General features: G+C 72.9%; 19 protein-coding genes. 8 read left to right on the top strand and 11 right to left on the bottom strand.

Translation table 11 applies throughout. The features are described from left to right. Positions 1–20: 20 nt before the first annotated feature. Complete coding sequence (locus AB0J88_RS10250; RefSeq protein ID WP_364346368.1) at positions 21–344, top strand: hypothetical protein; 324 nt, start codon at positions 21–23, stop codon at positions 342–344. Here AB0J88_RS10250 and AB0J88_RS10245 read toward each other — a convergent pair. Next, entirely contained in the window at positions 334–774 is a 441-nt protein-coding gene (locus AB0J88_RS10245) for a GNAT family N-acetyltransferase (protein WP_364346370.1), read from the bottom strand. The genes AB0J88_RS10250 and AB0J88_RS10245 overlap by 11 nt on opposite strands. 76 nt (positions 775–850) lie before the next feature. Beyond that, on the bottom strand, positions 851–1,639 hold the full coding sequence (locus AB0J88_RS10240; RefSeq protein WP_364346372.1) for an endonuclease/exonuclease/phosphatase family protein: 789 nt from the start codon (positions 1,637–1,639) through the stop codon (positions 851–853). Between the two features lie 172 nt (positions 1,640–1,811). Here AB0J88_RS10240 and AB0J88_RS10235 point away from each other — a divergent pair, with 172 nt between their 5' ends. From AB0J88_RS10235 to AB0J88_RS10220, 4 genes are read left to right on the top strand one after another with little or no spacing between them, the layout of a single operon-like run. Next, a complete protein-coding gene (locus AB0J88_RS10235; protein ID WP_364346374.1) occupies positions 1,812–3,215 on the top strand; it encodes an IucA/IucC family protein in 1,404 nt (467 codons plus the stop codon). Next, positions 3,212–4,801: an IucA/IucC family protein gene (locus AB0J88_RS10230; protein WP_364346376.1), complete on the top strand. Its 1,590-nt coding sequence runs from the start codon at positions 3,212–3,214 to the stop codon at positions 4,799–4,801. Before AB0J88_RS10235 ends, AB0J88_RS10230 begins: the two co-directional genes overlap by 4 nt. Next, positions 4,791–5,927 carry an alanine racemase gene (locus AB0J88_RS10225; protein WP_364346378.1) on the top strand — a complete coding sequence of 379 codons (1,137 nt, stop codon included), beginning with the start codon at positions 4,791–4,793 and terminating at the stop codon, positions 5,925–5,927. Before AB0J88_RS10230 ends, AB0J88_RS10225 begins: the two co-directional genes overlap by 11 nt. A gap of 9 nt (positions 5,928–5,936) precedes the next feature. Continuing rightward, entirely contained in the window at positions 5,937–6,734 is a 798-nt protein-coding gene (locus AB0J88_RS10220) for a hypothetical protein (protein WP_364346380.1), read from the top strand. Here the strand turns inward: AB0J88_RS10220 and AB0J88_RS10215 are convergent. The 4 genes from AB0J88_RS10215 to def all read right to left on the bottom strand — a co-directional run bounded on the left by AB0J88_RS10215 (position 6,716) and on the right by def (position 10,873). After that, positions 6,716–8,785, bottom strand: coding sequence for a sigma-70 family RNA polymerase sigma factor (locus tag AB0J88_RS10215; protein ID WP_364346382.1), 2,070 nt, complete (start codon positions 8,783–8,785; stop codon positions 6,716–6,718). The genes AB0J88_RS10220 and AB0J88_RS10215 overlap by 19 nt on opposite strands. A gap of 159 nt (positions 8,786–8,944) precedes the next feature. Continuing rightward, on the bottom strand, positions 8,945–9,772 hold the full coding sequence (locus AB0J88_RS10210) for an arginase family protein (protein ID WP_364346384.1): 828 nt from the start codon (positions 9,770–9,772) through the stop codon (positions 8,945–8,947). Between the two features lie 10 nt (positions 9,773–9,782). Further along, on the bottom strand, positions 9,783–10,298 hold the full coding sequence (locus tag AB0J88_RS10205; RefSeq protein WP_364346386.1) for a hypothetical protein: 516 nt from the start codon (positions 10,296–10,298) through the stop codon (positions 9,783–9,785). Positions 10,299–10,369: 71 nt separating this feature from the next. Beyond that, a complete protein-coding gene (gene def, locus AB0J88_RS10200; RefSeq protein ID WP_364346388.1) occupies positions 10,370–10,873 on the bottom strand; it encodes a peptide deformylase in 504 nt (167 codons plus the stop codon). Positions 10,874–10,994: 121 nt separating this feature from the next. Here def and AB0J88_RS10195 point away from each other — a divergent pair, with 121 nt between their 5' ends. Next, a complete protein-coding gene (locus tag AB0J88_RS10195) occupies positions 10,995–11,567 on the top strand; it encodes a histidine phosphatase family protein (protein WP_364346390.1) in 573 nt (190 codons plus the stop codon). Here AB0J88_RS10195 and AB0J88_RS10190 read toward each other — a convergent pair. Next, entirely contained in the window at positions 11,539–12,009 is a 471-nt protein-coding gene (locus AB0J88_RS10190) for an Lrp/AsnC family transcriptional regulator (RefSeq protein ID WP_364346392.1), read from the bottom strand. The genes AB0J88_RS10195 and AB0J88_RS10190 overlap by 29 nt on opposite strands. A 105-nt stretch (positions 12,010–12,114) precedes the next feature. On the opposite strand from AB0J88_RS10190, the gene AB0J88_RS10185 reads away from it, so the two are divergent. Then, positions 12,115–12,465, top strand: a complete 351-nt coding sequence (locus tag AB0J88_RS10185; RefSeq protein WP_364346394.1) for a YciI family protein — start codon at positions 12,115–12,117, stop codon at positions 12,463–12,465. Here the strand turns inward: AB0J88_RS10185 and AB0J88_RS10180 are convergent. Together AB0J88_RS10180 and AB0J88_RS10175 are read right to left on the bottom strand one after the other, a co-directional pair. Next, positions 12,462–13,628 (bottom strand): DUF6596 domain-containing protein, encoded by a 1,167-nt coding sequence (locus AB0J88_RS10180; protein WP_364346396.1) that lies wholly within the window; start codon positions 13,626–13,628, stop codon positions 12,462–12,464. The genes AB0J88_RS10185 and AB0J88_RS10180 overlap by 4 nt on opposite strands. Next, positions 13,621–14,565, bottom strand: coding sequence for a YafY family protein (locus tag AB0J88_RS10175; protein ID WP_364346398.1), 945 nt, complete (start codon positions 14,563–14,565; stop codon positions 13,621–13,623). Before AB0J88_RS10175 ends, AB0J88_RS10180 begins: the two co-directional genes overlap by 8 nt. A 63-nt stretch (positions 14,566–14,628) precedes the next feature. On the opposite strand from AB0J88_RS10175, the gene AB0J88_RS10170 reads away from it, so the two are divergent. Further along, positions 14,629–15,747 (top strand): epoxide hydrolase family protein, encoded by a 1,119-nt coding sequence (locus AB0J88_RS10170; protein WP_364346400.1) that lies wholly within the window; start codon positions 14,629–14,631, stop codon positions 15,745–15,747. On the opposite strand, the gene AB0J88_RS10165 is transcribed toward AB0J88_RS10170, so the two are convergent. Continuing rightward, positions 15,730–16,872, bottom strand: a complete 1,143-nt coding sequence (locus tag AB0J88_RS10165) for an acyl-CoA dehydrogenase family protein (RefSeq protein ID WP_364346402.1) — start codon at positions 16,870–16,872, stop codon at positions 15,730–15,732. The genes AB0J88_RS10170 and AB0J88_RS10165 overlap by 18 nt on opposite strands. Next, complete coding sequence (locus AB0J88_RS10160) at positions 16,869–17,972, bottom strand: Xaa-Pro peptidase family protein (protein WP_364346404.1); 1,104 nt, start codon at positions 17,970–17,972, stop codon at positions 16,869–16,871. Before AB0J88_RS10160 ends, AB0J88_RS10165 begins: the two co-directional genes overlap by 4 nt. Positions 17,973–17,981: the final 9 nt, after the last annotated feature.

Here is a 17,981-nt window from a genome sequence, read left to right as displayed (position 1 = left end):
CCCGCGCACCTTAATTGATCATGGCAAGGGCAGGGGAGGAGCTAAGGTCTCGAGAGGCCGCAGACCTGTTCATCGAGGCGATGACCGAGCTCGGCCATCCGCCGCGGTCTGTGGACGCCGTGGTGCGGGCCCGGATCCGGGAGACGGCCGTGAGCCTGTCCGCCGGACGCCTGGCCGCCGAGTACGCCGCGGAGGAGGTCGCCGCCCTGATCCTGAACCTCGACGATGGCGACGACCGCGCGTTCCGCCTGCTGGTTCTGTCCGACCTGTGGCTCGACCACCCCGCCGACCGCGCCGGGATCGCCGAGCAGATCGCGTCCCTTGTGTCCGAAATCAGCGCGTAGGCGCGGGCTTGGCCAGGTATGCCGTCTTGGCGTCCGGGTCGAAGCCGCAGGCTCGGTAGAAGGCGTGTGTGGCGGGGGTGCGGGACCCGGTCATCAGCATCACCTTGTAGCAGCCGGCGTCCCACGCCGCAGCGAGGGTGCCGGCCATGATCTGGCGGCCGAGTCCGGTGCCGCGCACGGACGCGTCGACGACGACGTTCTCGACGACCGCGTAGGGTGCGCCGCCGCGGGTGAGGTTCGGGATCACGTTGAGGTAGGTCGTCGCGACGACGGCGCCGGAGACCTCGAGCACGAACAGGTCCAGCCCGGGCGTCGCCAGGATCCGCCGGAACGTCTCCAGGGCGTCCCGCGCCGGCGGATCCGACGGGTGCAGCTGCCCGTACAGGCCCAGGATCGCCTCCAGGTCGCCCTCCCGGGCCACGCGGAACATGTCAGGACACCCCGCCGATTTCTGGTTGTTCGATAATGTGCATTATGTAAACCTGCGTGCTGAACCAGAGCCCTACTCACATCATCAGGTCGACCACCAGCGGGCGGTGGTCCGAGACGCCGACCGGCGGGGTCGCCGCCGACACCGAGTGCGGCCACCGCGCCCATCCCCGCGGGTCCGCCAGCACGTGGTCGAGCTGCACCCGCGGGGCCGAGGACGGGAACGTCGGCAGCTTCCCCAGCGGACGCCAACCCGACGCCAGCGCCGCCGGGCCGGCCGGCAGGTTCAGGTCGCCGAGCAGTACCCGCGGTGCCGGGAACGTGCGCAGCAGGCGGACCACCTGGCGGAGTTGCCACAGGTTCCAGCCCGGCACGAACGACAGGTGCGTCGCCCCCACCGTCACGTCGCCCCACGGCGTGTCCAGGACCGCGACCACCAGCGCGCGTGGCTCGTCGCGCAGCAGCATCGGGCGACCGCGGCCGCCGGGTCCCAGTGCGTAGATCGGACCCGGTACCGGCGACGGTGACAGGCGCAGCGTCCGCCACGACCGCACCGGATACCGGCTCACCAGGCCGATGCCGTAGTTGGGCTCGTCGGCCCCGTCGTCGTCGAAGGACAGTGGACGGTACGTCTCCCCCGGCGTCCCGACGACCGCCGCCACGAAGCGGTGCGCGACCGCCCCAAGCGCCTCGGCCGCCACCGCCGTCAGGTCCAGCGAGCCCGATCGCGGCTGCAGCCGGTCGACCTCCTGGAGGGCGAGAACGTCGGCGTCGATCGTCGCCACCGCTTCCGCGAACCGCGTCCGGTCGACGATCCCGTCGTCGATGGACCTGCCATGGAGCACGTTGAAGGTCGCCAACCGCACCTATGCACCCTACGGGGTCGTGTGACAGGGTTGCCGGGTGATCTTCAAGCTCCTGGTCTGCGCCGCGCTGGTCTTCATCCTGATCGGGATGGCCGGCATCTACGTGCGGCGCTCCCGCGACCGCTGATACCCCTGGGACCAGAGGTAAGGCTGCCCTTAGTAGGCTGGTGCGGTGAGTGGCACGACGGCGGAGCCCCTCGGCGGGCCCGACCCGTCGAGCACCGCGCGATGGCTGGAACGCCACCGCCCCGACCTGCACCCCGCCTACCTGCGCGAGCTACCGGCGGCCCGCGCCGCGATCCACCGCCGCCTCGTCACCGCGCTGCACCGCGAGCACCTCGACGGCCCGGAGAGCAGCGACCCGGCCGACATCCTGCGCGCCATGGGCCACGACCGGTTCGCCGCCGAGGTCGACAACAGCGTCGCCAACCTCGCCCTCGCCCAGGCCACCCAGCCCCGCCCCGACGGCGGTCCCCCGGCCCTCACCCGGCCGACCCCGCCGCACTGGGAGCAGCTCGTCGTCGACGGGCACCCGCTGCACCCCGGCTGCCGCACCCGCTCCGGGATGACCACCGAGGACGTCCTCGCGTACGCGCCGGAGCACCGCACCGTCGTCGACCTCGTCCAGGTCGCCGTGCCCGAGGACCGCTGGCACACCACCGGCGAAGGCCTCCCGCCGCTGCTGCACCTGCACCCGTGGCAGGCCGACCGCATCGCCGACGACACCCTGCGCCGCGTCGGCACCCGCCCCGCCCGGCCGCTGATGTCGCTGCGCACCCTGGCCCCGCTCGACGACCCCACCCTGCACCTCAAGACGGCGATCGACGCCCAGCTGACCAGCGCCGTCCGCACCGTCTCCCCGGCGGCCGTCGAAAACGGACCGAACCTGACCGGATTGCTCCAGGAGCTGACGAAGAACGTCACGATCCTGCGCGAGTACGCTGCCGGCGCCGTCCTCACCGACGGGCGCCCCGACCGCCGCCTCGCCGTCGTCCACCGCCAGGCACCACCCCCGGAGGCGATTCCGGTGGGAGCCCTGTCCGCGCCGTCACCGGCCGACGGCGCCCCATTGGCCCGCGAGGCCGTCCGCCTCGCCTACGCCGGCGACCCGCGCCCGTTCCTCACCGACCTGACCCGCCTGCTCGTCACCGGCCCGCTCGAGCTCCTCGACCGCGGGATCGGGCTCGAGGCACACGGCCAGAACACCCTCGTCACCCTCGACCGCGGCCGCCCGGACAGGCTCTGGTACCGCGACGTCGGCGGCATCCGGATCGACCCACGGATCCAGAACCTGCCGCCCCTGCACGGCGACCTCACCGCCGCCGACCCCGACGAGCCCGAGACGACCCTGCTCGCCGCCCTCACCGTCGTCTTCGGACAGCTCGTCGCCACCCTCGCCGGCGCGACCGAGACGTCACCCGACCAGTTGTGGGCGGCGATCGCGAAGACCGCGGGCGACCGACTCACCCGCCGCGACGCCCTCCCGATCAAAGCCACCACCACCATGCGCCTGGCCGCGGACCCACTCGAACCCCGCTGGGCGTACGTGCCGAACCCGCTCCTGGAGCACCGGTGAACAGCGATCTCGACCACGCCGCCCGGCACACCGCGCAACGCCTGACCCGGGTCGCGCCCGCGCTCGTCGGGCCGTTCCGCGCCGCCCTGCCGCGCGCCGCCGCCACTGTCGGCCGCCGCCTCGCCGGCGCCCTCTACCGCGAGGACCTCGGCGACGCCCGCGAGCGATTCGCCGGGTTCGGCCGCCGCCACGGCTTCGACCGCCTCGAGGTCGACAAGCTCGACGACCTGCCCGCGGGACCCGCCGCCCTGCTCCCAGCGGGCCTCGAAGGCGCCGGGAACCTGGCCGAGGAGCTCACCGACGCCACCGTCAACCTGGCCCTCGCGTACGCCCGGCCCCAGCCGCCCGACCCGGGAGAAGACCCCGACGCCCGCGCCCTGGCCTACGAGCGCCTCGCGATCGACGGGCACAACCTGCACCCGTGCGGCCGCACCCGCCTCGGCTGGGACACCGCCGACACCCTCCGCCACGACGTCGAGGCCGGCTCCACCACGGTCGCGTTCGTCGCCGTGCACCCCGACCTGCACGTCGGCGACGACCTCGGCGCCACCCTCGCGGACCTCTACGACCTGCCGTCCGCAGGGCGCGTCATACCCGTCCACCAGTGGCAGCGCGACACCGTCCTGCGCCACCGCTACGCCGACCTCTACGCGCAGGGGCTGATCCGGGACCTCGACGGCACCCTCGACGCCGCACCCACCGCCGCCGTCCGCACCCTGCTGCTCCCACCGGCCCGCGACGGCCACCGCCGCTACCTCAAGCTCTCGCTCGACATCCAGGTCACCTCGACCCGGCGCAGCATCTCCACCGCCAGCACCCGCAACGGCCCCGCGATCTCAGACCTCCTGCACGGGCTCCTCGCCGACGACCCGACCGTCGTCCTGCTCGCCGAGACCGCCGGCACCGCCCTGACCGCCGGCTCGGGACGCGACGGGTCGGCGATCCTCCGCGACGGCGTCGACCGCCACCTGCGCCGCGACGAGATCGCCATCCCCGGAGGCGGCCTCACCGCCGGTGACACCCTCGACCGGCTCGTACCACCCGGAGCGGGGAGTGCTCTCCAGTTCGTGCGCGACTACGCCCGGCTGCTCCTGCCGCCCGTGCTCACCCTCGCCGCCCGGCACGGCATCGCCCTCGAAGCCCACCTCCAGAACTGCCTGCCCACCTTCGTCGACGGCCGCCCACACCGGATCGTGTTCCGCGACTTCGCCGGCCTGCGCATGTACCTGCCGCGCCTCGCCGACCCGCCACCCCTGTGGCCCGGCTCCGTCATCGCCACCGACGACGTCGACGTCATGCGCGCCAAGCTCGGCTACACCGCCCTCCAGGCCCACCTCGGCGAAATCGTCGTGCGCCTCACCGCATCCCACGACCTCGACGAGGACCGCGCCTGGCGGGCCGTCCGCGACGCCCTCGACGAGGCGTACGAGCCGCTGCTGTCCGACCCCGCCAGCACCGCCGCGGCCCGGGCCGACCACGCCGCCCTGACCGCACCCACCGTCCCGCACAAAGCCCTCGTCCGGATGCGGCTCGCCGGGCGTGGCGACCGCTACGTCCCGGTGCACAATCCGCTACATGATCCCTGAACGGGTCGCCGCCGCCCTGCGCGCAGCCCACCGCCCCGTCTGCGCCTACGTCTACGACCCGGCCGTCGCCACAGGCCGGATCACCGCCCTGCGCGCCGCACTCCCGCCCGGCACCCGCGTCCTCTACGCCGTCAAGGCCAACAGCAACCCCGACCTCGTACGCGAGATCGCCACCCACGCCGACGGCCTCGAAGTCGCCTCGGGCGGAGAGCTCGCACTGGCACGCCGGACAGGCGCCCAGGAGATCGCCTTCGCCGGCCCCGCCAAGACCGACGCCGAGCTCGACGCCGCCGTCACCGCCCACGCGATGATCCACGTCGAGAGCGCCCACGAGCTGCGCCGCCTCACCCACATCGCCCAGGGCAGGCCCGTCCGCGCGGCGTTGCGGGTCAACAGGGCCGCCGACACCCCCAGCGGCACCCACCGCATGACCGGCACCCCCACCCCGTTCGGCATCGCCGAGGAAGACCTCCACACCCTGCCCCGCGACCTGCCGATCAGCGGCTTCCACCTCCACGCCGTCTCCAACAACCTCGACGCCGCCGCCCACGCCACCTTCGTCGACGAAGCCATCACCTGGTCGCAGCACACCGCCGCGCGCCTCGGCATCGACCTGCGCTACGTCAACGCCGGCGGCGGCTTCGGCATCGACTACACCGGCGACACCACCTTCGACCTGAGCCGACTCCGGATCAAAGAACCACCGCACGGCGTCACCCTCGCCGTCGAACCCGGCAGGTGGATCGCCGCCGACACCGGCTGGTACGCCGCCGAAGTCATCGACCTCAAACGCAACCACGGCCGCTGGTTCGCCGTCCTCCGCGGCGGCACCCACCACTTCCGGCTACCCGCCGCCTGGGGCTACAGCCACCCGTTCACCGTCCTGCCCGTCGACGACTGGCCCCACCCGTTCCCCCGTCCGGAGGTATCCGACGTCACCGTCGACGCCACCGGCGAGCTCTGCACCCCCCGCGACGTCCTCACCCGCGGCCAACACGTCGACCACCTCCGCGTCGGCGACGTGCTCGTCTACGCCCGCACCGGCGCCTACGGCTGGGACATCTCCCACCACGACTTCCTCTCCCACCCGTACCCGGAGGTGACGGTCCTGCGACCCGTGGGTTAGCGTCGCCCCGTGACGCCAACCATCCTGCGCTCCGGCCGCCACGTCCACACCGGACGCCGCCTCGGCCAGGTGATCGGCCGCAAACCCACCGGCATCACCGCCGGCCAATGGAACACCGCCGCCACCGTCGTCGTCGACTACCTCGTCACCGACCCCGACACCGACCGGCCCGAGTTCGCGCTGCTCTTCACCGACACCGCGGACACGAAAGTCGCCCGCATGACCACCGCCGTCTGCGACGCCGTCGGCCTGCCCCTGCTGCGGATCACCTCACCGACCCTCACCGCGGCCGAGAACGGCACCCAGGTCATCGGCTACATCCTCGACGCGCGCGCCTACGGAGCCGACGCCGACTTCGGCGGCTACCGCGACATCGTCGGCCGCCTCCCCGACGGCCGCACCGGCTACGTCAACGACCTCTCGTCCGTCGCCCGCGCCACCGCCGTCGACGCGTACGCCGCCCGCCAGCTCTTCGACCCCATCATCCGCGGCATCCGCGTCCAGTGGACAGGCGGACCCGCCGAAGGGTGGGCCTGGCTCCAACTACACGAAGGCGGCTACGTCTTCGAACGCGTCCAGCTCGCCGAACACCGCACCACCTGCGGAGTCCCGGCCGACCGGCTCGCCGAGGACCTCGCCGGCGCCGCCATCGGCCAACGCCTCAAACTGCGCCACAGCGCCCAGCCCGACCTCGTCGACCTCGCTCACATCGACGCGGCCCTCCGCCAGCTCTCCACGCGCCGCGAAGAGCTGGCAGACGGCTTCCCCTACGAGCACCTCCTGGTCGATCAGCCCGCCGCCCGATAGGCCGTGCCCATCGGCGTCAACGCGCCACTCTCCTTGTAGAGGCCCGTGTGGCTGTCACTCGTCGACGGCAGGCCGAACCACGAGTAGCGCTCCACATATGACAAGCCCTCCAGCATGTGCGTCGCCCCGTCGATGAACGCCACCTGCTGCGCGTCCGTCGGATAGTGCGCACCCGAACCGTCGAACCGGATCAACGCGAACTCCGTCAACCAGATCGGCAGCTTGTACTTCGCGTACACCTGCTGGATGTAGCCCTTCAGCTGCCCCACGGCCGCCGACGAGAAGTCACCCCCGTACCAGTGCAGGGTGATGAAGTCGACCCGGTAGCCCTTGTCCTTCGCCCCCTTCATGAACTGGTCCAGCCACTTGCCGCTGTCGGCCGCGCCGAACGCCACCGACGGGCTGCCCAACCGCATCCCCGTGCCCTGCAGCCTCGGCCACAGCTCCAACGCCTTCGCCGGCGTCATGTTCGCCTGCTCCGCCATGTCAGGCTCGTTGAACCCCAGCAGCGTGTCACCCTCACGCTTCGCCTGGGCCAACGTCGAGTCCGTCACGTTCGCCGTGCCCCAGATCATCGGCACGAACTCCACACCCGAGGCCGGCATCCGGTCGTTGTCCGCGCCCCAGTTGTAGTACCACGAGGCACCGACAGCTTTCAGGCCCGCGCTCACCTTCGGGAAGTCCCAGACCGCCGCGCCCTTCTTCTCCGTCGTCCCCGTAGGCGGCAACGGCGCCCGCTGCGTCCTCTTCACGGTCGGCTTCGCGGTGGGCGAGACCGTCGCCGACGGCACCGCCGTCGGACTCGGCGTCGCATCAGGGGATACGAACGGCGAGGCGCTGACGGCCGCAGGAGGCAACACCGCCGCGGCGGGCACCGCGTCCCCGTCGCGGACCACGCCGAACGTCACCACCGCCGTCGTCGCCACCGCGACCGTGGCAACCGCCGCCGCCACCGGCTTGCTGATCAGGAACCCCTTCATGAGCCAACCCGCGCTCTTGGCTGCGGTGCCCGCCGCACCCATCGCGCCGGAGCCGCCCGCCCCGGTGGCAACCGCTCCCGCACCCGCGCTGGCACCGAGGCCCGGCACCGCCGCCGTGCCGGTGCTCCACGCACCCGCCACCTCGGCGCCCCACGCGCCCGCGGCGGTGCCACCGCCGGCCGTCCCCGCGCCGCCCGCACCCGTCCACGCGGCCGCGCCGCCGGTCGCCGCGGTCCAGCCCGCACCACCGATCGCCCCGCCCGCCAACGCGCTGCCCGCGGCACTCACCGTCATCGCCACCAGCCCCGCGGCCGGCGCCACCAGGCCGATGCCCGCCAGCAGCCGCTCCGCCGCCACGAGCTGCTCCGACGCCGGACCGCAGTACGCGCACTCCCGGATGTGCCGGGCCAGCCGCTTGCGCCACAGCGCGTCCGGATGCCCGGACCAGCTCGTCAGCACCCCCGACAGGTCAGGGCAGCGGGGCCGGCTCGACAACGCCCGCACCACGGCCCGCGCGGTGTCGAGAGTCGCCTTCATCCGCTGGACACGTACCGCCGCGTGCTGGTTCGTCACACCCAACGACTGCGCCAGCTCGTCGCGGGTCAGCTCACCGGAGGCCTCCAGCCACCACAGTGACAGCAGCTCCTGGTCGTCCGGGTCGAGCCAGCGGGTCGCCTCGACGACCTCGCGCCGCTGGCCGGACAGCTCCAACCGCAGGATCGTCAGGTTCGCGAAGTCCGCGCCCGGGTCGGTCACGTCGTCGGTGCCGGGGTAGCCGAGCTGGCCCGCCTGGCGCGCCCGGTAGCGGTCCGCCTGCCGGTCCCGCACCTGCCGCACCGCGATCGCGACCAGCCAGGCGCGAAAGCTCGCCGGGTCGCGCAGCCCCCGCAGCCCGGTGACACAGCGCAGCATCGTCTCCTGCACGACGTCGTCGACGTCGGCGTGCCCGTCGAGGGCGCGTCCGACGACGTTGTAGACCAGCGGTAGGTATTCCGCCACGAGCCTTTCGACCGCCCGCGGATCTCCGTCCTGAGCGGCGAGCACCAACGCCCGCTCGTACCCTTCGCGCATCGCACCTCTCCTTGAAGCCGCCCCATCGTGGCCCACAGGAGACGAACATGGCGACCGCCGGATAACACAATTAAGGCAGCCCTAGAACTTCCGCGATCGTCGGTAGCGCCATCGGCGCTGACTTGTCATCGCGACTGGCTGCACGCCCTGTAGACCGTCCTAGGATGCAAGGTTGGCGATCAGATGGGCGCGGGCAGCGGCGTCCTGGTCGGAGGTCGGTGGATGCCAGGGGCAGGCCACGTCGATCGCGACCACGCGGCCGGTGGCCAGGATCCGTCGGACCGCCTCTCGCACGGCCATCGTGGACGGACCGTTCGGCGCCGGGAAGAGCAGCCCGGGTAGCTCCGCGGAGTCGATCACGTCCACGTCGACGTGCAGCACCAACGGGCCGTCCGGCAAGCCGGGCACGTCGGCAGCCCGGATGGCCGAACCGCCCGGCCAGGCAGCCGTGTCCCCGTTCGGGTTGGGCCGGCCCTCAGGTCGGGCCACGGTGTCGACCTCTGTGCGGGCTGGACCGGTGGTGGCCAGGTAGGTGGCCTCGGCCGGGTCGAGGTCGCGGGCGTCCACGAGCAGCGCGCGCTCCGGTGCGATGGGGCGCAGGCCGAGCGGACCGGCCACCAGGTCCGGGTGGGCGCCCAGGAGGAGCCGCAGCGACAGGCCGCCGAGGTAGCCCGAGGTCGTGGTCTCCAGCGTGTGCACGTCGCCGTGCGCGTCGAACCACACGATGCCGGCGTCGATTCCGGCCCGCTGCACGCCGGCGACGGTGCCGAGGGCCACCAGGCAGTCCCCGGACACCACGGTCGGGGTCGCGCCCGCCCTGATGTCCGCCGCTACCCGGTCCGCCACCGCGCTGTGCAACGCGGTGAGCCGCTCCCAGAGCGTGCCGGCGGGCAGGGCCGGCTCGACCGTCTCCGCGGCCTCCTGGACCGGCAGGTGCCCGCCGGCGAGCCGCTCGTCCTGGTGGAAGGGAACGTGAAAGGTCGTCACGCGGCGCAGCCTACCCACGTCGGACGATGTCGGTGTCGATCAGCGAGCTCATCATCTCCGGGCGGGGGCTTCCCTCGACCAGTACGCCCAGCGCCCACTCCTCGTTGCGCCGCAGCAGGCCCGGCCCGAACGTGATCTCGCCCTGGGCACCGGTGGAGCTCACGCCGGCCGGCACCGGCCCGGGTACGGTCGTCACCCCGAGCACCCGGCAGCTCAGCCCGACGGTGAGCGGCGTCTCGGCGTCGAAGTGGACACTGGCCACGTCGCTCGGCCCGATGTTCCTGATCCGGATGTGCACGAGATGCGGGTTCACCACCTCGACGTCCCGGTAGGTGACCTTCAGCAGATCCCGCCCCAGCGCGCCGAGGTGCGCCTCGGAGATCAACGGTGTGCTGACACAGTCGAACGCGATGAGCCGCCGCCGGGTCCCCCACCGCCGCGTGGCCAGCAGCCCCACGACGACCGCCGCGGCCGCGACGAGAATGCCGACGAGGGCCAACCGATCACTCGTGCTGAAACCGGACATGTCAGAGAATGTCTAGCAGCCCCGCCCCCGCTCCGGACCACCAGTCACCCATCAGGGTCGGTAGCGGCCGATCAGGGAGTGCGGCGCGCCCACGGGGTCGCGCGGATCTCGCGCAGCGCCTCGCGGCGGGTCTGGCCCTTCAGGCCGTCCACGTACAGGCGGCCGTTGAGGTGGTCGGTCTCGTGCTGCAGTGCCCGCGCCAGGAAGCCGCTGCCGGACACCGTCAGCGGCTCGCCGTGCTGGTCGAAGCCCGTCACGGTCGCGTGCATCGCCCTTGGCGTCGGGAAGAAGAGCTCCGGAATGGACAGGCAGCCCTCGTCGCCGTCCTGGAGCTCATCGGACACCGTCAGGGTCGGGTTGACCACGTGGCCGCGCTGGCCGTCGGCGTCGTAGACGAACACCCGGGCGCTCACGCCGATCTGGTTGGCGGCGACGCCCGCGCGGCCGGGCTCGCCCAGCAGTGTGTCCATCAGGTCGGTGACCAGCGCGCGCAGCTCCCCGTCGAAGGCGCGGACAGGGTCGCATTCGGCGCGTAGCACCGCGTCTCCGATGAGCCGGATCGGCCGGATGGTCATGCGCGGAACCCTATCTCTCCCCCGCCGCCGGTTGATCTCCGTACCCGGGCACACCCCCTAAAGCATCCTAGGATGATGGTTCGGGAGGCATCGCTGGACAGAAACCGGTTGGATGGATCGCATGGCGGAGATCGTCCTGGTCCGGCATGGGCAGACCGAGTGGAGCCTGACCGGGAAGCACACCTCGTACACAGACGTCGAGCTGACCCCCGACGGCGAGAAGCAGGCCCACGAGATCGGCAAGCGAGTGGCCGACCGGTCCTTCGTGGCGGTGATCAGCAGTCCGCGGCTGCGGGCGGTACGCACCGCGGAGCTCGCCGGCCTCGACGTCACCGAGCTCGACGAGGACCTGGCGGAGTGGAACTACGGCCGGTACGAGGGGATCACCTCCGCCGAGATCCACGAGAGCCACGACCCGACGTGGTCGTTGTGGACCGACGGCGCCCCCGGCGGCGAACAACCGGCCCAGGTCGGCGCGAGGGTCGACCGGGTGATCGCCAAGGCGGCCAAGCTGCTCGACCAGGGTGACGTCGCGCTGGTCGGCCACGGCCACCTGCTGCGGGTCGTCGGTGCCCGGTGGATCGGGCTCGGCCCCGACGGCGGCGGGCTGCTCAAGCTGGACACCGCGACCCTGTCCGTGCTCGGCCACGAGCACGGCGCGCGGGTCATCCAGCAGTGGAACTCGGGTCGGTGAGCGACACCTTCGGCGCGCGGCCCTCGTACGGCGTCGACAGCACGACCGTGGTCCGGTGCGTGACGTTGGCGGCGGTCCGGATCTCCTGCAGCACCCGCTCGAGGTCGGCCGGGCCGGCGACCCGCACGAGCAGCAGGTAGAAATCGTCGCCGGCGACCGAGTAGCAGGACTCGATCTCCGGGATATGCGCGAGCCGCTCGGGGGCGTCGTCGGGCTGCGACGGGTCGAACGGCCGGATCGCCACGAACGCGGCCAGGGGCAGATCGATCGCGTCGTACGCCACCTTGGCCGTGTAGCCCTTGATCACGCCGCGCTGCTCGAGCCGGCGGACCCGCTGGTGCACCGCCGACACCGACAGTCCCACCCGTTCCGCGAGGTCGGTGTAGGACAGCCGGCCGTCGGCGGTCAGGGCTGCGACGATGGCGCGGTCAATGTCCTCCACGGCAGAGAAACTACCGGCCGGCGCGCGCGGCGGCGATGTCGATCCCGCCAAGGTGCCGTTCGTCATCCCATGACACAGCCGCGACGAGGCCGGAAAGGCGAGCTCATGCGCTACGTGATGATGATTTGCGGACCCGAGTCCAACTGGACCGGGCCAGGGGTCGACGAGCTGATGGCGACCGTCGAGAGCTGGTGGGAGAAGTGGCACGCCGAGGGCGTGGTCGTCCAGGGCGGCGCCGAGCTCCAGCCGGTCAGCACCGCGAAGACGGTCCGCCGCGGCGGTGACGGGAAGGCCGTGGTGACCGACGGCCCGTACATCGAGCTCAAGGACGTGGTCGGCGGCTTCATCCTGCTGGAGGCCGAGACGATGGAGGACGCGATCGCGTGCGCCGCCACCTGGCCGGGCATCGAGGCGGTCGGTGACCAGGTCGAGGTGCGCCCGACCACCGGGCGCTAGCCGAGAAGCGCGGCGAGGCGGCGGCTCAGCAGGTCCCGTTCGGCGTCGTTGGTGGCCAACGCCAGCGCGCGCCGGGTGGCGTCCGCCGCCTCGCCGGTGCGGCCCAGCTTGACCAGCAGGTCGGCCCGGGTCGCGTGCCACATCCGGTAGCCGGACAGCCGTGGCTCGAGGCCGTCGACCTCGGCGAGGGCCGCGGCGGGTCCGTCGACGAACCCGGTCGCGACCGCCCGGCCCAGCGCCACCACCGGCGACGGGCGCACGGCCAGCAGCCGGTCGTAGTGGCCGCGGACGGCGGACCAGTCGGTGTCCGCGTAGGACGGCGCCAGCGCGTGCTGGACCGCGATCGCGGCCTGGAGCTGGTACGGCCCGGGTGCGCCGAGGGCCACGGCCTGCCCGAGCCGGCGTACCCCGGACAGGATCATGGCCCGGTCCCACCGCGACCGGTCCTGGTCGGCGAGCAGCACCAGCCGGCCCTCGGCGTCGACCCGGGTGGCGGCGCGGGCCTCGTGCAGGGCGAGCAGGGCGGCCAGCCCGGCCGCCTCGGGCTCGCCGGGCATCAGGTCGGCGAGCTGCCAGGCCAGCTCGAGGCCTTCCCGGGCCAGGTCCCGCCGGGCGGCGTCGTAGCCCTGGTTGAAGACGAGGTACACGGTGGCCAGCACGGCGTCCAGTCGCTCACGCCGCTCGTCGGCGCCCGGAACGGTGAAGGAAGCACCGCGCAGCGTGCGCTTGGCCCGCACCAGGCGCTGCGCCATGGTCGCGACGGGCACGAGGTACGCCGCGGCGATCTCCTCGGTGGCCAGGCCGCTGACCGCGGACAGGGTCAGCGCCACCTGGGACGGCTCGCTCAGCGCCGGATGGCAGCAGGCGAAGATCATGGCGAGCCGGTCGTCGCCGGTCGGAGGGGCCGGCGGGTCGAGCTCGAGCACCTTCGCGCGGCCCGTGGCCTCCCGGCGCAGCACGTCAAGGGCCTTGCGCCAGGCGGTGGTGACCAGCCAGCCCGCCGGGTGGTCCGGGACGCCCTCGGTCGGCCAGCGCCGCAGCGCCTCGCCGACGGCGTCCTGCAGCGCCTCCTCGGCCCGGTCGAGGTCACCGAGCCGACGGGCCAGCACGGCCCGCATCCCGGCCGCGTCGCTGCGCCAGACGGCCTCCAGGTCGTCAGCCACGGCCGGTCGCCGCCCGGGTGGCCCGCTCGCCCAGGGCAGCCAGGTGCGCGATCAGCTCGGGCGGCTCGTGCACCTCGAACGCGCAGCCGAGGGTCAGCAGCCGCCACGCCAGGTAGTCCAGGGTGTCGGCGTGACCGCGCAGCAGGCAGGTGTCGGCGTCGATCGGGGTCAGCTCGCCGATCCGGTCGGCCAACCGCTCCGCCGGGGCGTGCAGGGTCGCGACCGCCTCGTACACCGGGGCGAACTCCGTCAGGGACGCGGTCACGTAGGCCGCGGCGTCGGGCGTGGGCAGGTCCCGCGGCGCGAACCGCACCCCGGTAGGGAGCGGCGAGCGGAGCCGGTCCGCCCGGAAGACCCGCCAGTCGGCGCGGTCGAGGTCGTAGGCGACCAGATACCAGCGGCGGCCCGCCGACACCAGCTTGTGCGGGTCGGCCTGCCGCTCGCTCGACGTGCCGTCGTGCCGGGTGTACGCGAACCGCAGCCGCTCCCGACCGGTGATCGCGGTGGCCAGCGCCGCCAGCGTCGACGGGTCGGCCGTGGGCTGCCCCCAGGTGAGCAGCGGCTCCGTGGCCCGGCCCAGCGCACCCACCCGTTGCCGCAACCGGGCCGGCAGCACCTGTTCGAGCTTCGCGAGGGCGCGCACCGAGGCCTCCTCGACGCCGGCGGCCGCGTGCGCGCGCAACCCCACCGCGATCGCCACCGCCTCCTCGTCGTCGAGCAGCAGCGGCGGCATGGCCTTGCCGGCCACGAGTCGGTAGCCGCCGACCGCGCCCATCGTGGCGTGCACCGGATAGCCGAGGTCCCGGAGCTTCTCGACGTCGCGGCGGATGGTGCGCAGGCTGACGCCGAGCCGGGCGGCCAGCTCGCTGCCGGGCCACTCGCGCGGGGTCTGCAGCAGCGACAGCAGGCTCAGCAGCCGGGCGGGGGTGTTCGACATGGCTCCCAGAATGCCAGCCATGTGTGACATTAGTTGACCTACATGGCTCCTAGCGTGGTTCGCATGACGCCTTTCCGGATCGACATCCCGCAAGCCGACCTCGACGACCTGCGCGACCGGCTCGTCCGCGCCCGCTGGCCACGGCAGCTGCCCGGCGACGGTTGGAGCCGCGGCGTGCCGGTCGACTACCTGCGCGACCTGGCCGAGCACTGGGCCACGACGTACGACTGGCGGGCGCACGAGGCCCGCCTCAACGAGTTTCCGCAGTTCGTGTCCGCGCTCGACGGCCTGGACGTGCACTTCCTGCACGTCCGCTCCCCCGCTCCCGACGCGCTGCCGCTGCTGCTGACGCACGGCTGGCCGAACTCGTTCGTCGAGTTCGTCGAGCTGATCCCGCTGCTCACCGACCCGGCGCACGAGTTGCCCTTCCACGTCGTCGTGCCGTCCGTGCCCGGATTCGGGTTCTCGGACGCACCAGCCGAGATGACGGTCGAGCGCGTGGCGCGCATGTGGGCCGCCTTGATGGACCGGCTGGGCTACGACCGCTACGGCACCCAGGGCGGCGACCTCGGCGCCTACATCGCGCCCGAGGTGGCCAAGGTCGCGCCGGAGCACGTCGTCGGCGTGCACATCGACGGGGGCTTCGGCTTTCCGACCGAGGCCGACGTGCCGGGCATGGACGACGCCGAACGGGCCGAGTGGGACCAGATGCGGCAGTGGATGAGCGGCGGCGTCGACCATCACGCGCTGCTGCGGGCGGCGCCGCAGACCATGGCGTACGCGTGGAACGACTCTCCGGTCGGGCTCCTGGCCTGGCTGACCCACAAGTTCAAGGAGTTCGCGTTCATGGCCGACACGCCAGACCAGGTCATCGACCGGGACCTGATGCTCACCAACGCGAGCCTGTGGTGGTTCACCGGCACGGCCGGGTCGTCGTCCTGGCCGATGTACGAGCGCCTCACGCTGGCCGCCGACGGCGGTTTCGCCTGGCCCACGGGACAGAAGAAGGTCCCCTCCGGCGTGTACGGCGGCGGCTCGCCGCTGATGCGTCGCCTCGCGGAGCGGGACAACACGATCGTGCACTGGCCGGAGGGGAACCCGGGCAACCACTTCGTCGCGATGGAGCAGCCGCACGCGCACGCGGCCGACATCCGCGCGTTCTTCTCAGGCCTTCCTCAGTGACCGGGCGACGACCATGCGCTGGATCTGGTTCGTGCCCTCGACGATCTGGAGGACCTTCGCCTCGCGCATGTAGCGCTCGACCGGGTGGTCGGCGACGTAGCCGTAGCCGCCGAGCACCTGGACCGCATCGGTGGTGACCTTCATCGCGACGTCGGTGGCGAACATCTTGGCCTTGGCGGCCTCGACCGAGTACGGCCGGCCGTGGTCGCGCAGCCGGGCGGCCGACAGGGTCAGCGCGCGGGCGGCGGAGACCTGGGTGGCCATGTCGGCGAGCATGAAGCCGAGCCCCTGGAACTCGATGATCGGCGTGCCGAACTGCTCGCGCTCGCGGGCGTAGCCGGCCGCGTAGTCGAGTGCCGCCTGGGCCAGCCCGACGGCGCAGGCGGCGATGCCGAGCCGGCCGGAGTCGAGGGCCCGCAGGGCGATGCCGAAGCCGGTGCCCTCCTCGCCGACGAGGCGGTCGGCCGGCACCCGCGCTCCGTCGAACGCGATCTGGGACACCGGGGAGGCGTGCAGGCCCATGGTGCGCTCCGGCGCCTGCGGCACGATCCCGGGCGTGTTGGCGTCGGCCAGCAGGCAGGAGATGCCGCCGGCGCCGGGACCGCCGGTGCGGGCGAACACGTTGAAGAAGTCGGCGTCGTGCGCGTGGGTGATCCAGGCCTTGGTGCCGTCGACCACGTACGCGTCACCGTCCTTGACCGCCTTCGTGGTCAGCGAGGCCGCGTCGGAGCCGCCCTGCGGCTCGGAGAGGCAGTAGGCGCCGAGCAGCTCGCCGCCGAGCATGTCGGGCAGCAGCTTGCGCAACTGCTCGCTGCCGGCGCTGGCCACCGGGTAGCACGCCAGGGTGTGCACGCTGACCGCCTCGGCGGCGACCAGCCAGCGCGACGCGAGGATCTCCACGACCTGGAGGTAGACCTCGTACGGCTGGCCGCCGCCACCGACCTCCTCCGGGTACGGCAGGCCGAGCAGCCCGGCCCGGCCCAGCGTGCGGATCAGCTCGCGCGGGAACTCCCGGCGGGCCTCGAAATCGGCGGCCCGGGGCGCGAGCTCACGGTCGGCGAGCTCGGTGGCGAGGTCGAGGAGATCCCCGGCTTCCTCGGTGGGCAGGACGCGGTCGATGGTCATAGTTCGGCCAACTCCGTGGGTGTGGTGTTCAAGACGTCTACGCCCCCGTCGGTGCAGACGACGATGTCTTCGATGCGGGCGCCGTGCCGACCCGCGAGGTAGATGCCCGGCTCGATCGAGAACGCCATGCCGGGCTCCAGTGGCCGGTCGTTGCCGGCCACGATGTAGGGCTCCTCGTGCCCGTCGAGGCCGATCCCGTGCCCGGTGCGGTGCAGGAACGCGGCGCCGTACCCGGCGTCGGCGATCACGTCGCGGGCCGCGGCGTCGACCTGTGCGCAGGTGACCCCGGGGCGGACGGCCGCGACCGCGGCGCGCTGGGCCGCGTGGAGCACCTCGTAGTACGCGGCGGCGTCGGCCGGCGGCGCACCGACCACGTAGGTGCGGGTCGAGTCGGAGCAGTAGCCGGACGGCATCGTGCCGCCGATGTCGACGACCACGGGCTCACCGGCGCGGATCACCCGGTCGGAGAGCGCGTGGTGCGGGCTCGCGCCATTGGGGCCGGAGGCGACGATCACGAAGTCGACGGTTGCGTGGCCGGACTCGATGATCGCCTCGGCGATGTCGGCGCCGACCTGGCGCTCGGTGCGCCCCGGCAGCAGCCAGTCGGCCATCCGGGCGTGCACGGCGTCGATCGCCGCGCCGGCCGCGCGGAGGGCCTCGACCTCGGCGGGGGACTTGCGCATCCGCAGCTCGCCGAGGATCTCGCCGGCCAGGCGCTGCTCGGCCGTCGGGAGCGCGGCGCGGAGGCCGAGCACGTGGGCGGCCCACATGCGGTCGCTGAGGGCGACGACGGTGGGCGGTCCGTCGAGGGCCTCGATCACTCGTGGGTACGGGCTTTCGCCGTCCTGGTGATCGACGATCTTCAGGTTGCTCGTCGCGACCTCGGCCGCCGGTCGCTCCAGGGTAGGCACCACCAGGGTCGGCTCGCCCCGGGCCGGCAGCACCAGGCAGGTCAGGCGCTCCTGGGCGTGCGCGTCGTAACCGGTCAGGTAGCGCAGGTCGGAGCCCGGCGTGACGAGCAGCGCGTCGAGGCCGATCGCCGCCGTCGCGCGCTGGGCGGCCACGAGCCGCTCGGGTGGGTGGAGCTCCGCGTTGAGCACGCCCCAAGC

The organism is Asanoa sp. NPDC049475 (genome assembly GCF_040676915.1).
Classification (GTDB): domain Bacteria; phylum Actinomycetota; class Actinomycetes; order Mycobacteriales; family Micromonosporaceae; genus Asanoa.
The sequence above is the reverse complement of the archived record's forward strand: the minus strand, read 5'-3'. Positions and strand labels throughout refer to the sequence as shown.